The following is a 14,243-nucleotide window of genomic DNA, read 5'->3' as shown; positions in this document are numbered from 1 at the left end:
TCTACTCAGGGTCCGGGGAGGCTCCGATGGTGTTGGTCAGCGTCTTGGCGCTCCTGCAGGCCAGTGCGCCTCTCGAGGCGTATGGGCAGGAGACACCGGTTACCACCGCGCCGACCGAGAGCGAGCAGACGGCCCTGATCGAGGGGCTGGTCGTGCAGGGCGTCCGCGGCAAGGCGCGCGGGCCGGCCCTGCCCGAACTAACTCTGGACGCTTCGGAGATCCTGGGCACCGGCACCAGCACCATCCAGGACCTGGTCACCCTGCTGCAGGGCGAGATCACCACCGGTGAGCCGGACGCGGCGCAGCCGATCTATCTGGCCAACGGCCGGCGGATCTCGGGCTTCTCCGAGATCAGCAACCTGCCGACCCAGGCCATCGAGCGGATGGACGTGCTGCCGCCGGCGACGGCGCTGTCCTACGGCTTCCGGCCCAACCAGAAGGTCGTCAACTTCGTGCTGCGCAAGCGCTTCGCCTCGGTCGCCGCCGAGAGCGAAGGCGGTGTCGCCGCGCCGCGCTTGAACGGCCGCGTGACTGCCGACGCCTTCCGCCTGGCCGGCGACGAGCGCACCACGGCGGGCCTGGACCTGCGCGGCGAGCAGGCGCTGCTGGAAACCGAGCGCGACATCTATCGCATCCCGTCGGCGACCTCGCCCTACGGCCTGGTCGGCAATGTCGCGGCCTCGCCGTTCGGGGCCGAGATCGACCCGGCCCTCTCGGCCCTGGCCGGCGGCGTCGTCACCGTGGTCCGCGCGCCGGATGCGGCCTGGCGCGGCCCTCAGGACCTGGCCGCCTTCGCGGCCGGCGCCGACGCGCCCGAGCTGGACGGCCTGATCGCTCACCGCAGCCTGCTGGCGGCGCTGCAGCAGAAGGGCTTCAAGGCCGCCGTCACCCGCGACCTGGCCAAGCTGGTCAGCGTCACGGTCAGCCTGAACCTGGAAGACGCCCTTCGCACCAGCCAGCTGGGCCTGCCCGCGACCTCGGTGAAGCTGCCGGCCGGCAATCCGTTCTCGCCGTTCGGCCAGGACGTCACCGTCTATCGCTATCTGGACGCGCCCGGCTCGCTGATCCGCGAGGCCCAGACCGTCAAGGGCCAGCTGGGCCTGGCCGCCAACGGCTATGTCGGCGACTGGCGCTGGACCGTGACCGGCGGCTACGACCAGAACGACAACAGCACCATCACCGGCCGGGGCGTCGACTCCGCCGGCTGGAAGGCGGCGATCGCGGCGGGTGATCCGGCCGTGAACCCGTTCGGCCCGGTCTCGCCGACCCTGCTGAAGATCAACAAGCCCGACACCGCCAAGTCGACCTCCAAGACCGCCAAGGCCGAGCTGGTGCTGAACGGCGACGTCGCCGAGACCCCGGCCGGCCGCATCACCTCGACCCTGAAGCTGGGCGGCCAGAAAATCCAGCAGGTGTCCGACACCGTGCGCTCCAGCGGCGCGATGCACAGCGTCTTCGAGCGCCAGGTGGTCTCGCTGCAGGGCGACATCGACGTGCCGCTGGCCAATCGCGGGCGCGAGGTGCTGCCGGCCCTGGGCGACCTGACCGCCAGCCTCAACGCCGGCTATGACATCGACAGCCGCCGCGACCGGCTGGCCTTCGGCGGGGGCCTGAACTGGACGCCCGACAAGCTGGTGTCGGTGAATCTGAACATCACCCAGGAAGAGACCGCCCCCAACGCCAACCAGCTGGTCGACCCGGTGGTGCTGACCCCCAGCGTCACGGTGTTCGACTTCGCCACCGGCACCAGCGTCGCCGTCCAGCGGCTGGAGGGCGGCAACACCCGCCTGGCCAACGACCGCCGCCGCAGCGTGCGCGCCGGCCTGAACTTCCGGCCGATGGGCCGCGACGGCGGGCCCACGCGCCTGACGGTCAACGCCAACTATGTGGCGACCCATATCGAAGACCCGATCTCCAACTTCCCGCTGGGCACGGCGGCGCTGGAGGCGGCTTTCCCCGAGCGCTTCACCCGCAACGCCGACGGCGTGCTGACGGCCATCGACAGCCGGCCGCTGAACTTCGACGCCATCGACCGCGAGGAGGTGCGCGGCGGCTTCAACCTGACGCGCTTCCTGGGCCAGCCCCCCAAGGGCAGCAAGGCCAAGCCCGACCGCAGCAAGGCCGGCCAGGTGCAGATGTCGGTCAACTATGTCTGGCGGCTGCGCGACGAGACCACGCTGCGCGACGGCCTGCCGCCGCTGGACCTGCTGAACGGCGCCAGCACCAGCCGCCGAGGCCAGCCGCGCCGCGAGCTCAGCTTCCGCCTGAACGCCTTCAAGCAGGGTGTGGGCGTCAACCTGAATGGTAATTGGCGCGGCGGCAGCACCATCGACGCCGGCCCGTCCACCGGCGCCCTGCGCTTCGACGACCAGACCACCATCAACCTGTCGGCCTTCTACGAGGCGCCCAAGGACCTGAACCTGGGGCCGGTGTCCAAGTGGGTGGCCGGCGCGCGGGTGACGGTGGCCGCCGACAACGTCCTCTACAGCCGTCCGGTGGTGAAGGACGCGCGCGGGATGACGCCCCAGGCCTATCAGGCCGACTATCTGGATCCGCTGGGCCGCACGGTGCGTCTGACGGTGCGCAAAAGCCTGATCGCGCTTTAGGCCGACGCGTGACCCCGAAGCGGGGCCAGGGGACTTGAACCTTGGCCGTGACTTGGCGTTCCTCCCGGCAGGGGCGCGTTGCAGGCGCCCTGTGTCGGCGCCTGGAGTTCCCCGTCTTGTCCCATAGTTCCGAGGGAGCCGGCCTGTCCGCCGAGGTCCGGCTGACGCTGAGCCAGGAAGCCCTGGGCCTGGCCACCGAGATGGCCGAGATCGGAACCTGGGACGTCGACGTCCAGACCGGGGCGTTGATCTGGCCGGACCGTACGCGGGCGATGTTCGGCATCTCGCCGGGGGCGCCCTGCACCCTGGACGACTTCTACGCCGGCCTGCATCCGGACGATCGCGAGGCCACGGCCCGGGCGTTCGCCTCGGCCCTGGATCCCGATCTGCGGGCCACCTACGACGTCGAGTATCGCACCATCGGCCGCGAGGACGGCCGCATCCGCCACGTGGTGGCGCGCGGCAAGGGGATCTTCGACGCGGACGGCGTCTGCCGACGGGCCGTCGGCGCAGTGATGGACGTCAGCGCCCAGCGCGAGGCCCAGGCGTTCGAGCAGGCGCTGCTGACTCTGTCGGACCGCTTTCGCCTGCTGGACGACCCGGACGACATCGCCCACGCCGCCGCCGAGATCCTGGGGCGCACCTTGGACGCGGCCCATGCCGGCTATGGCCTGGTGGATCGCGAGGCCGAGACCATCGACGTCGCGCGCGGCTGGAGCGCGCCGGGCCGCACGCCCCTGCCGCGCCTGATGAACTTCCGCGACTACGGCTCGTACATCGACGACCTCAAGCAGGGGCGGCTGGTGGTGTTCTCGGACGCCCGCCAGGACCCGCGCACCCGCGACACCGCCGAGGCGCTGGTGTCGATCGGCGCGATCTCGGGGATCAACCTGCCGGTGACTGAGGAGGACGGCTTCGTGGCGCTCCTGTACATCGCCAGCGCCCGGGTGCGCGACTGGACGCCCGAGGAGATCGGCCTGGCGCGCGAGGTCTCCAACCGCGCCTGGATCGCCATCGAACGCCGCCGCGCCGAACAGGCCCTGGTGCGCCTGAACGCCACCCTGGAAAGCCGGGTCGAGAGCGAGGCGGCCGAGCGCAATCGCCTGTGGAACCTGTCGCAGGATCCGTTCCTGGTCGCCGACGCCCAAGGGGTGTGGCTGGCGGTCAGCCCGGCCTGGACCGAGATCCTGGGCTGGAGCGAGAAGGCGCTGCTGGGCCGCACGTCCGAATGGATGGAGCACCCCGAGGATCGGGCCAAGACCCGCAGCGAGATCGACCACCTAGCGGGCGGCGGCGCGACCCTGCGCTTCGAGAACCGCTTCCGCGCCAAGGACGGCACGTACCGCTGGTTCACCTGGACGGCCGTGCCCGACGGCGACCTGATGTACTGCGTGGCCCGCGACACCACCCGCGAGAAGGCGGCCGAGGAGGCCCTCGCCCGTGCCGAGGAGCAGCTGCGCCAGAGCCAGAAGATGGAGGCCGTCGGCCAACTGACCGGCGGCATCGCCCATGACTTCAACAACCTGCTGACCGGTATCAGCGGCAGCCTGGAACTGCTGGAAAGCCGCCTGGCCCAGGGGCGCACCGGCGAGGTCGGCCGCTACATCGCCGCCGCGCAGGGCGCCAGCCGCCGGGCGGCGGCCCTGACCCATCGCCTGCTGGCCTTCTCGCGCCGCCAGACCCTGGACCCCACCGTCGCCGACGCCAACCGCCTGATCGCCGAGCTGGAGGACCTGTTCCGCCGCACGGTCGGGCCGGCGGTCGAGCTGGAAGTGGCCGCCGCCGACGACCTGTGGCCGGTCAAGGTGGACGTCAACCAGCTGGAAAACGCCGTCCTCAACCTGTGCATCAACGCCCGCGACGCCATGCCCGGCGGCGGCCGGCTGACCATCGCCACCGCCAACCGCCGGCTGGACGAGGCGGGCGCAGCCGGCCTGGGCCTGACCGCCGGCGAGTACGTCACCATCGCCGTGTCCGACACCGGCGTGGGCATGACCCCGGACGTCGCCGCCAAGGCCTTCGATCCGTTCTTCACCACCAAGCCGCTGGGCCTGGGCACGGGCCTGGGCCTGTCGATGATCTACGGCTTCGTGCGCCAGTCGGGCGGTCAGGCGGGCATCGAGACGCGGGCCGGGGAGGGCACGACCGTCACGCTCTACCTGCCGCGCCGCACCGGCGAGCCCCTGGCCGCGGTCAATGGCGGCGACGCCCAGATCCCCGGCCACGGCGCGGGCGAGACCGTGCTGGTGGTCGACGACGAACCGACCGTGCGGATGCTGGTGCTCGAGGTGCTGGCTGAGTTCGGCTACCAGGGCGTGGAGGCCGCCGACGGCGCCGAGGGCCTGGCCATCCTGCAGTCGGACCGCCGCATCGACCTCTTGGTCACCGATGTCGGCCTGCCCGGCGGCATGAACGGCCGGCAGATGGCCGACGCCGCCCGCGTGCGCCGTCAGGGCCTCAAGGTGCTGTTCATCACCGGTTACGCCGAGAACGCCGCCGTCGGCGACGGCAGCCTGGACGCCGGCATGCATGTGATGACCAAGCCCTTCGCGATGGAAGCCCTGGCCGCGCGCATCAAGACGCTGATAAGCTGACACGGCTCCCTGGCCGCGCGAGCCGGCGTGACAGAACGTCGCGGCCCGTTCATAACCCGCGTGTTCAGTCTCCATTCAGCCGCGATCCTTTAGACCGGAGAGCATGAAAACGATCCGCGCCCTTCTTGTCGCCACCGCGCTCGTCGCCGCCCTCCCGGGCGCCGCGTCGGCGCAACGTCGTGGTCCTGACTCGCTCGGCGCCGACTGGCGCGCCCAGCAGGACCAGGCGCGCGGCGGCGTGCAGTCGGGTCGTCTCGTGCCGCTGTCGCGGGTGATCCAGATGATCGCCTCGCGCGTGCCGGGCCGGGTGCTGGACGCCGGGCTGGAAGGCAACAACTACCGGGTCCGCTGGGCCACGGCCGATGGCCGTCGCATCGACTTCATCGTCGACGCCCAGACCGGTCAGATCCTCAGCGGCGGCTGATAGTTCTCAGGAGTTTCCCATGCGCATCCTGCTCGTCGAGGACGATCCCGACCTGTCGCGCCAGCTGAAGCTGGCCCTGGCCGACGCCGGCTATGCCGTCGACCACGCCCCGGATGGCGAGGAAGCCCAGTTCCTGGGCGAGACCGAGCCCTATGACGCCGTCGTTCTCGACCTGGGTCTGCCCAAGGTGGACGGCGTGTCGGTGCTGGAGCGCTGGCGCCGGGGCAATGTCACGACGCCAGTGCTGATCCTGACCGCCCGCGCGGCCTGGAGCGACAAGGTCGCCGGGTTCGACGCCGGGGCCGACGACTATCTGGCCAAGCCCTTTCACACCGAGGAACTGCTGGCCCGCCTGCGCGCCCTGCTGCGCCGCTCGGCCGGCCACGCCGCGCCGTCGCTGTCGTGCGGCGCGTTGCGCCTGGACCCGCGCGCGGCCCGCGCCAGCGTAAACGGCGAGCCGCTGCGCCTGACCTCGCTGGAATATCGCCTGCTGCACTACATGATGATGCACCAGGGCCGGGTGATCGGCCGCACCGAGCTGGTCGAGCACCTGTACGACCAGGACTTCGACCGCGACAGCAACACCATCGAGGTGTTCATCGGCCGTCTGCGCAAGAAGCTGGGCGCCGACCGCATCGAGACCGTCCGCGGCCTGGGCTATCGCCTGACGCCGCTGGCGGGCGAAGCCACTGAGTAGTTCCTTGCTGGACCTGCGCCGTCGATCGCTGGTCCGCCGTCTGGTCCTGATCGCCGGGGTCTGGACCCTGGTGGTCATGCTGGCGGCCGGGGTGTTCCTGACCGCCCAGTTCAAGGCCGCGGCCATCCGGCGTTTCGACTCGTCGCTGGCCGTGCTGACCGACGACCTCTACGCCGGCTCGACCATCGAGGACGGCCAGCTGCGCGCGCCGGTGCTGACCGACATCCGCGCCACCCGCGCCTATTCGGGCCGCTACTGGGCGATCCTGGACAAGTCGGCGGACGGCGCGATCCGGCCGGTGGTGCGCTCGCGCTCGCTGTTCGACAGCGACCTGATGCTGTCCTCCAGCCAGATCGACCAGCTGGACGCCGCGCCGGGCAAGACCCAGTACTTCGACCTGCGCGGCCCGCAGGACAAGCCGCTGCGCGCCGCCGCCATCCTGGCCCGGCTGCCGGGCTATGCCGATCCGCTGGTGTTCGTGGCCGCCGAGGACCGCTCGCCGATCGACGACGACGCCAGCCAGTTCGGCCGCATCACCATCTTCGCCCTGTCGATCCTGGGCGTGGGCCTGATCCTGGCGGTGGTGGTGCAGGTGCGCTTCGGCCTGCAGCCGCTGTTCCGCCTGCGCCGCGAGGTGGCCGCCGTCCGCCGGGGCAAGGCCGAGCGCCTGGACGGCATCTATCCGGTCGAGCTGGAGCCGCTGGCCGTCGAGCTGAACGCCCTGCTGGCCCACAACCAGGAAGTCGTGGAGCGGCAGCGCACACACGTCGGCAATCTGGCCCACGCCCTGAAGACGCCGCTGTCGGTGATGCTGACCGAGGCTTCCCAGCAGCCGGGCCAACTGGCCGACGTGGTGGCGCGCCAGGCCCAGACCATGCGCGAGCAGGTCGACCACCATCTGCGTCGCGCCCGCGCCGCCGCCCGCTCGCAGACCTCAGGCGAGCGCACGCCGGTCGAGCCGATCCTGGACGAGCTGGCCGTGACCCTGGAGCGGATCTTCCAGGACAAGTCGGACGGGCAGGGCATCGAGATCGACTGGCGCTGCCCAGAGGACCTGGCCTTCCAGGGCGAGAAGCAGGACTTCATGGAGCTGGCCGGCAACCTGATGGAGAACGCCGGCAAGTGGTGCCGCGGCAAGATCCGGGTCGAGGCCGCGCCGCACGGCGAGGCGCGCATGCTGCTGACCGTCGACGACGACGGTCCGGGCCTGACGCCGGAGGAGCGCGGCCAGGCCCTGAAGCGCGGCCAGCGGCTGGACGAGAAGGCCCCGGGCTCGGGCCTGGGCCTGTCGATCGTGGACGAGCTGGCGCGCGCCTATCGCGGTTCGGTCCAGCTTGGTGAATCACCCCTGGGCGGCCTGAGAGTCACCCTGGACCTGCCGCGCGCGGAAAGGTAACTCAAGGTTGCGTCACGATGTCGCGGAACGGTCAGGCTGCGCTGAGCGCCGTCCTTGGCTAAACTTCTGGTAGGCAACAGCTTTTTCAGCGGTGCAGAGCGTCGCAGGCGCGCTAGAATTTTGACGCGTTTCGGAAATCCTTAACTCGTAGCGAACATGGTTGACGCTGTCGGCCGTGGGAGTCCGACACGAGGATCTATGGCCGCCATCGCCGCCCAAAAACTGCAGCTGATCCGGACGCTGGTGGAAACCGCGCCGGATGCGGCCCTGCGCAGCCTGGAGCTGGCCCTGGCCGGCGCCGGCGCGCAAGGCTCGCTGGCCGCTGTGCGCGGGCTGGTCGAGGACGAGGCCGCCAACCGCTACATCCGCAACAACATCCTGGCGCCGGTCGCGCCACTGTGCGCCCACCGCGGCGACAATTGTGTGTCGTTCCCGCCGGTGACCCTGTCCCGTCTGTGGCGGGCCCTGCGCCTGATCGCGCCGCAGCAGGTGCAGGACGCCTCGGCCAAGTGCAATCCGTGGGACCTGGAGAACGGCACCCCGCCGGTGTTCGACGAGCTGTGCGCGATCGCCGCCGCCGGCCTGCGCGACAGCAGCAACGAAGCCTTCGACAGCATCCGCTCGATCTGTGACCCCGAACAGCTGGCCATGTGCCTGCAGCTGTCGACCATCACCCGCACCTGCCTGCCGCGCCTGTCGGAATGGGTCAGCCGCATGTCGGACGAGCGCGCCGCGGCCGCGCGCCTGGCCTATCGCGACGCCTGCCGGATCAGCGAGGACGCCGGCCCGCTGCTGCTGGACATCCTGTCGGCCCACCTGCCCGACGAGTGGCGCATCCTGCGCGTGATCTCGGCGGTCATGGACCGGCCCAGCGACCGCTACCTAGCCTCGTCGGAAGTTAGCCGCTTCGGCGAGCGCGTGCTGGCCGACATCGGCGAGGCGCTGACGCGGATCGAAGAGTTCGACTTCGCCGGCGGCGAGAAGGCCGGCCGCGCCGCGGGCCTGGACGCCCAGCGCGTGCAGATGCAGATCCTGGAGTTCCAGCAGTCGATCGAGGTGGCCAAGGACGGCCCCTGGGGCAAGCGCCTGTTCCGCTTCAAGCAGCAGATGGCCAAGATCTGCGAGGCCCGCATGGACCAGGCCGACCGGGAGCTGGACAAGGCCCTGCCGACCCGGCCGATCTCGATGCTGGCCAAGAAGGGCAGCCGCGGCGTCGCCAAGCTGACCGACGAGCCGGACGAGGCGATGATCCGTCGGGCAAAAGGGGCTTTGACCTTCGTCGCCGAGTTGCGCGCCTGCGCCGACAAGGCCGGCTACGGCAGCTCGCGCAACAAGATCCTGGAAAAGCTCAACGCCCGCCTGGACCCCTATATCGAGGACGTCCTGCACGTGGCCCGCACCGGCGAGGGCGGCGATTCTGGCCTGGCCGTGAAGTACCTGGACGTCGCCGCGGGCTTCATCGCCTACACCCGCGACGACAAGACCGCCGAAATTGTCCGCCGCCGCGCGGCCGCGGCGATCGCCGCCTGATCAGCGTTCCAGCCACGCCACGAGCGCGGCGTTCACCACTTCCGGCCGTTCCAGCGTGATCACGTGTCCGCAATCGGGGGCGAGGGTCAGCACGGCGCCCGGAATGGCCGCGGCCATTTCTTTGGACAGTGAGGCCGGGGTCAGGGGATCGGCGTCGCCGACGATGATCGCGGTCGGGACCTTGATCGTCGGCAGCAGCGGACGGCTGTCGGCGCGGCCGATGACGGCCTCGGTCTGACGCGCATAGCCCTCGAGGCCGACCGCCGCGCCCATGCGGCCGCTGATGGCGTTCAGCTCGGGATCGCCCTTGCGGCTGGGGTGGGTGAGGCTGTCGGCGCCCAGGGCGCAGAAGCGATCGAAGCCGACCTTGCGGGCCCGCTCGACCATGTCGCGGCGATTGGCCGACTGCTCGGGCGTGTCGGGGCGGGCCGAGGTGCAGACCAGGGCCAGACGCTCGACCCGCTCGGGAGCCTGGCGCATGATTTCCAGAGCCAGATAGCCGCCCATCGACACGCCGACGAGCGCGAAGCGGGGCGGGGCGTCGGCCAGGATCGCGGTGGCGATCTGCGGCACGGTGTCGCCCTGCAGCGTGTTGGCGATGGTCAGCGGACCATATCGCCACAGGGCCGGCAGCTGCGGCGCGAAGATCTCGGCCGAGCTGAGCAGGCCCGGGATCAGCAGGATCGGCGTCATGACGATTTCCTCGGCAGGCATGGCGCGACGGGCGCGCTCTTGTCATACCGTCGTCCTTACGCGCTTTTTTCGCTAACTTCGCGCGCGGTTACGGGCTAACACGCGGCCATGATCGCTTTCTGGATCGCCGCGGCGGGGCTGTCGGCCGCGACGGCGGGGCTGGTGTTGCGCGGCGCGGCCCGCGCCCGTCCCGTCGACGACGCCCAGACCCGTCTTGAACCGCACCGCCGCCGCCTGGCCGAGGTCGAGCGCCTGGCCATGGACGGCCTGTTGGCGCAGGACGATCTGAAGGCCGCCCGCGCCGAGGCCGGACGCGGCCTGCTGGCCGCCGCCGACCAGTCCGAGAGCTGGGGCCGTAGCGGCAAGGCCGCTCGCATCGGCGTCGTGGCCTCGATCGGCGCAGTCTGCGTCGGCGCGCTGGGTCTCTATGTCTATGTCGGCAAGCCCGGCTTGCCCGACCAGCCCTATCTGCAGCGCGTGGCCGAATGGAAGGCCAGCGATCCCTCGACCCTGGATCCGGCCCGCATCGCCGCCGTGCTGGAGAGCGTGGTCGCCGAGCGTCCCAAGGACGTCGAGCCGCTGGTGTTCCTGGCCAAGGCCCGGGCCGCCGCCGGCGATCTGGCTGGAGCAGAGGCCGCTCTGCGTCGCGCCGTCCGCGTGGCCCCCAAGCGCGCCGATATCTGGAGCCTGCTGGGCGAGACCTTCGTCATGGAAGCGAAGGGCGAGGTCGGCGCCGACGCCAAGCTGGCCTTCCGCGAAGCCCTGAAGATCGAGCCCAACGAGCTGCGCTCGCGCTACTATCTGGCTCGCGGCCGCATCGCCGAGGGCGATCTGGCCGGCGGCCTGGCCGACTGGCGCACGCTGCGCGACGGCCTGCCGGCGACGGATCCGTCGCGCCTGGCCCTGACCCGCGAGATCGACCAGGCCCAGGCCGCCGGCGGCCTGCCGGGCGCGCCTGCCGCCGAAGAGAATCCGGAAGTCCAGAACATGGTCGCCGGCATGGTCCAGGGCCTGGCTGCGCGCCTGGCTCAGGCCCCCGATGACGCCGACGGCTGGGTGCGGTTGGTGCGCGCCTATGCCGTGCTGGGAGATGTCGCCAAGCGCGACGCCGCGCTCGCCGAAGCCTCCGTCCGGTTCAAGGATCAGCCCAAGGTCATCGCGGCCTTGCGTCAGGCCGCCGACACCCCCGCTCAATCGAACTTGAACGTGAAGCCATGAGTTTCTGGCCGAAATCCCGCAAGGCGCGCGCGCGTCTGACCGTCATCCTGGCCGTCGCGCCGGTTCTGGCCCTGGCCGTGGGCCTGGCCATGTACGGCATGCGCGACAGCATCTCGCTGTTCTACACGCCGGCCCAGGCGGCCGAGGCCCACGTCAAGTCGGGCCGCAAGGTGCAGTTGGGCGGCCTGGTCCAGGCCGGTAGCGTGGTCAAGCATCCCGACGGCAATGTCGAGTTCGTGGTCGCCGACCAGAAGGCCACCGCGAAGGTGAGCTATCACGGCGACCTGCCCGACCTGTTCCGCGAAGGGCAGGGGATCGTGGCCGAGGGCACGTTCGACGAGAACGGCGTCTTTGTCGCCAAGCAGGTGCTGGCCAAGCACGACGAGCGCTACATGCCGCGCGAAGTGTCCAAGGCGCTGAAGGAACAGGGCGAGTGGCGCGGCGAGGGCGAGAAGCCGTCGTACGGTCAGCCGGCCGCCGGCGAGCCTGCCCCTGGAAAGCCCGCCCCATGATCGTCGAACTGGGCGCCTTCGCCCTCGTCCTGTCGCTGATGCTGTCGATCGCCCAGGCCGGGTTGTCGGCCGTGGGCGGCGCGCGGCGTTCGGTGGTGCTGGCCGGGGCCGGTCGCGGCGCGGCGATCGCGACCTTCCTGGCCGTGCTGGTCGCCTTCGGCTGCCTGATCTACGCCTTCGTCGGTTCGGACTTCTCGGTCGCCAACGTCGCGGCCAACTCGCACACCGCCAAGCCGCTGCTCTACAAGGTTGCCGGCGCCTGGGGCAGCCACGAAGGCTCGATGTTGCTGTGGTGCCTGGTGCTGACCGGCTACGGCGCGGCCATGGCCTTCTTCGGCGACAGCCTGCCGCCCCGTCTCAGAGCTTACGCCATCGCCATCCAGGGCGCGCTGGGCGTGATGTTCCTGGCCTACACCGTCTTCGCCTCCAACCCGCTGGACCGCCTGCTGGATCCGCCGGTCGAGGGCCGCTCGCTCAATCCGCTGCTGCAGGACTGGGCCTTGGCCTTCCACCCGCCGTTCCTCTATGCGGGTTATGTCGGCTTCTCGGTGGTCTATTCGCTGTCGCTGGCCGCCCTGATCGAGGGCCGGATCGACGCGGCCTGGGCGCGTTGGGTCCGTCCGTGGACCCTGGCGGCCTGGAGCCTGCTGACCATCGGCATCACCCTGGGCGCCTTCTGGGCCTATTACGAGCTGGGCTGGGGCGGCTGGTGGTTCTGGGACCCGGTCGAGAACGCCAGCTTCATGCCCTGGCTGATCGGCGCGGCCCTGCTGCACTCGGCTATCGTCACCGAGAAGCGCGGGGCGCTGCCGGGCTGGACGGCGTTCCTGGCCCTGGCGGCCTTCACCTTCTCGATGCTGGGCGCCTTCCTGGTGCGCTCGGGCGTGCTGACCAGCGTCCACGCCTTCGCGGTCGACCCGACGCGCGGCGTGCTGCTGCTGATCATGATGGGCGTGGCCGCCGGCGCGGGCTTCCTGCTGTTTGGCCTGCGCGCCCCCAGCCTGAACCGCGGCGGCCAGTTCCGTCCGATCAGCCGCGAGAGCGCCATCGTGCTCAACAACATCCTGCTGTCGACGGCGACGGCGGTGGTGCTGCTGGGCACGCTGTATCCCCTGATCCGCGAGGCCATGGACGGCGAGGCCGTCTCGGTCGGCGCGCCGTTCTTCAACATGACCTTCGTGCCGCTGATGATCCTGGCCTTCGCGGTGCTGCCGGCCGGGCCGCTGCTGGCCTGGAAGCGCGGCGACGCCAAGGGTGTCGCGCGCAAGCTGTGGATCGCTCTCGCCGGCGCCGTCGTTCTGGGGCTCCTGGCCTATGCCATCGTCGAGCCGCGCAAGCTGCTGGCCAGCGGCGGCCTGGTCGTCGGCTTCTGGCTGGTGGGCGGCGCGCTGGTCGAAATCGCCGATCGCCTGAAGCTGTTCCGTGCACCCGGCGCCGAGAGCGCCCGCCGGGCCAAGGGCCTGCCGCGCGGCGCCTGGGGCACGACCCTGGCCCATGCCGGTCTGGGCCTCTTCGTGCTGGGCGCTTCGTTCGAGACCGCCTGGCGGGTCGAGACGGCCCAGGCCATGAGCCTGAACGACACCCAGAAGCTGGGCGCCTATGCGCTGACCCTGACCGATGTCGGCACAGTTGAGGGTCCCAACTACCTGGCCGAGCGCGGCATCGTGACGGTGGCCAACAAGGCCGGGACAGTGGTCTGCCGCGCCCAGCCCGAGCGCCGCTTCTATCCGACCGGCGGCCAGACGACCTCGGAAGTGCACATCTGCCCGCGCGGCCTGGACGACATCTATGTGGTCATCGGCGAGCGCCGGGCCGGCGTGGGCGGCAAGCCCGCCTGGCTGGTCCGCGCCTATGTGAACCCCTGGGTGCGGCTGATCTTCTTCGGCCCGCTCTTGATGGCCATCGGCGGGGCGATCTCGCTGTCGGACCGCCGGGTGCGCCTGGGCGTGGGCAAGCGCGCGCAGGAGGTGGTGTCGTGAACCGACTGAAGGCCGCCGCCATCGCCATCTCGGCCCTGGCCCTGGTCGCCGGGGCCTCCGAGCCGTCCGAGCGCCTGGCCGATCCGGCCCAGGAGGCGCGGGCCCGCGAGCTCTTCAAGGAAGTGCGCTGCCTGGTCTGCCAGAACGAGTCGATCGACGACTCCGAGGCCCAGCTGGCCGGCGACCTGCGCAAGGTCGTGCGCGAACAGGTCAAGTCTGGGCGCAGCGATCGCGAGATCCGTGCGTTTCTTGTCGAGCGCTATGGCGAGTTTGTGCTGCTGAAGCCGCCGTTTTCGGCGGGCAATGCCGTTCTGTGGCTGGCGCCGGTCGGCGTACTGCTGGTCGGCGGCGGTCTGATGTTCGGACTGCTGCGGCGTCGGGAGACAGCAGAGAGCGAGCTTTCGCAGGACGAAGAGGACCGTCTGCGCCGTCTCCTCGAAGAGGATTGACACGATTGCGCCGAAAAGCGGCCCCAAGAAGCTTCGGCGGATGACGTAAAGTTAGGTCGAGGACCATTGCGCCTTTCGTTGCTACGACTAGGTTCTCAGATGACATGGGACCGCGCGCCGAGCGCGCGGGTGAGGAAAGACGAGA

The 14,243-nt window shown here is 70.6% G+C and carries 11 protein-coding genes; 10 read left to right on the top strand and 1 reads right to left on the bottom strand.

What is annotated here, in order from left to right:
• Nucleotides 1-26: 26 nt before the first annotated feature.
• The 6 genes from ABDW31_RS00230 to ABDW31_RS00205 all read left to right on the top strand — a co-directional run bounded on the left by ABDW31_RS00230 (nucleotide 27) and on the right by ABDW31_RS00205 (nucleotide 9,247).
• Nucleotides 27-2,606 (top strand): TonB-dependent receptor, encoded by a 2,580-nt coding sequence (locus tag ABDW31_RS00230; protein ID WP_184717179.1) that lies wholly within the window; start codon nucleotides 27-29, stop codon nucleotides 2,604-2,606.
• A gap of 116 nt (nucleotides 2,607-2,722) precedes the next feature.
• Entirely contained in the window at nucleotides 2,723-5,200 is a 2,478-nt protein-coding gene (locus ABDW31_RS00225) for a PAS domain-containing protein (RefSeq protein ID WP_184717181.1), read from the top strand.
• Between the two features lie 103 nt (nucleotides 5,201-5,303).
• Nucleotides 5,304-5,624 carry a PepSY domain-containing protein gene (locus ABDW31_RS00220; protein WP_184717183.1) on the top strand — a complete coding sequence of 107 codons (321 nt, stop codon included), beginning with the start codon at nucleotides 5,304-5,306 and terminating at the stop codon, nucleotides 5,622-5,624.
• Nucleotides 5,625-5,643: 19 nt separating this feature from the next.
• Nucleotides 5,644-6,321: a response regulator transcription factor gene (locus ABDW31_RS00215; protein ID WP_184717185.1), complete on the top strand. Its 678-nt coding sequence runs from the start codon at nucleotides 5,644-5,646 to the stop codon at nucleotides 6,319-6,321.
• Between the two features lie 4 nt (nucleotides 6,322-6,325).
• Nucleotides 6,326-7,717 carry an ATP-binding protein gene (locus ABDW31_RS00210; RefSeq protein WP_343698218.1) on the top strand — a complete coding sequence of 464 codons (1,392 nt, stop codon included), beginning with the start codon at nucleotides 6,326-6,328 and terminating at the stop codon, nucleotides 7,715-7,717.
• Nucleotides 7,718-7,873: 156 nt separating this feature from the next.
• Nucleotides 7,874-9,247 (top strand): hypothetical protein, encoded by a 1,374-nt coding sequence (locus ABDW31_RS00205; RefSeq protein ID WP_184717189.1) that lies wholly within the window; start codon nucleotides 7,874-7,876, stop codon nucleotides 9,245-9,247.
• Here the strand turns inward: ABDW31_RS00205 and ABDW31_RS00200 are convergent, their stop codons facing one another.
• Complete coding sequence (locus tag ABDW31_RS00200) at nucleotides 9,248-9,940, bottom strand: alpha/beta hydrolase (RefSeq protein WP_184723676.1); 693 nt, start codon at nucleotides 9,938-9,940, stop codon at nucleotides 9,248-9,250.
• A gap of 108 nt (nucleotides 9,941-10,048) precedes the next feature.
• On the opposite strand from ABDW31_RS00200, the gene ccmI reads away from it, so the two are divergent.
• The 4 genes from ccmI to ABDW31_RS00180 are packed head-to-tail and all read left to right on the top strand — an operon-like array spanning nucleotide 10,049 to nucleotide 14,098.
• Nucleotides 10,049-11,158, top strand: coding sequence for a c-type cytochrome biogenesis protein CcmI (gene ccmI, locus ABDW31_RS00195; RefSeq protein WP_184717191.1), 1,110 nt, complete (start codon nucleotides 10,049-10,051; stop codon nucleotides 11,156-11,158).
• The gene (gene ccmE / locus ABDW31_RS00190; RefSeq protein ID WP_343698217.1) at nucleotides 11,155-11,670 is read left to right on the top strand and encodes a cytochrome c maturation protein CcmE; all 516 of its coding nucleotides are present in this window, start codon (nucleotides 11,155-11,157) and stop codon (nucleotides 11,668-11,670) included. Before ccmI ends, ccmE begins: the two co-directional genes overlap by 4 nt.
• Nucleotides 11,667-13,649, top strand: coding sequence for a heme lyase CcmF/NrfE family subunit (locus ABDW31_RS00185; RefSeq protein WP_184717195.1), 1,983 nt, complete (start codon nucleotides 11,667-11,669; stop codon nucleotides 13,647-13,649). Before ccmE ends, ABDW31_RS00185 begins: the two co-directional genes overlap by 4 nt.
• Nucleotides 13,646-14,098 (top strand): cytochrome c-type biogenesis protein, encoded by a 453-nt coding sequence (locus tag ABDW31_RS00180; protein ID WP_184717197.1) that lies wholly within the window; start codon nucleotides 13,646-13,648, stop codon nucleotides 14,096-14,098. Before ABDW31_RS00185 ends, ABDW31_RS00180 begins: the two co-directional genes overlap by 4 nt.
• The last annotated feature ends 145 nt before the right edge of the window (nucleotides 14,099-14,243 follow it).

It is taken from the genome of Caulobacter sp. (assembly GCF_039596335.1).
In the GTDB taxonomy this organism is placed as follows: domain Bacteria; phylum Pseudomonadota; class Alphaproteobacteria; order Caulobacterales; family Caulobacteraceae; genus Caulobacter.
This window is presented reverse-complemented; position numbering and strand designations above follow the sequence as displayed.

Coding starts and splice junctions, on each gene's coding strand:
- ABDW31_RS00230 (WP_184717179.1), top strand. CDS start 27: ATGGTGTTGGTCAGCGTCTTGGCGCTCCTGCAGGCCAGTGCGCCTCTC.
- ABDW31_RS00220 (WP_184717183.1), top strand. CDS start 5,304: ATGAAAACGATCCGCGCCCTTCTTGTCGCCACCGCGCTCGTCGCCGCC.
- ABDW31_RS00215 (WP_184717185.1), top strand. CDS start 5,644: ATGCGCATCCTGCTCGTCGAGGACGATCCCGACCTGTCGCGCCAGCTG.
- ABDW31_RS00205 (WP_184717189.1), top strand. CDS start 7,874: ATGGTTGACGCTGTCGGCCGTGGGAGTCCGACACGAGGATCTATGGCC.
- ABDW31_RS00200 (WP_184723676.1), bottom strand. CDS start 9,940: ATGACGCCGATCCTGCTGATCCCGGGCCTGCTCAGCTCGGCCGAGATC.
- ccmI (WP_184717191.1), top strand. CDS start 10,049: ATGATCGCTTTCTGGATCGCCGCGGCGGGGCTGTCGGCCGCGACGGCG.
- ccmE (WP_343698217.1), top strand. CDS start 11,155: ATGAGTTTCTGGCCGAAATCCCGCAAGGCGCGCGCGCGTCTGACCGTC.
- ABDW31_RS00185 (WP_184717195.1), top strand. CDS start 11,667: ATGATCGTCGAACTGGGCGCCTTCGCCCTCGTCCTGTCGCTGATGCTG.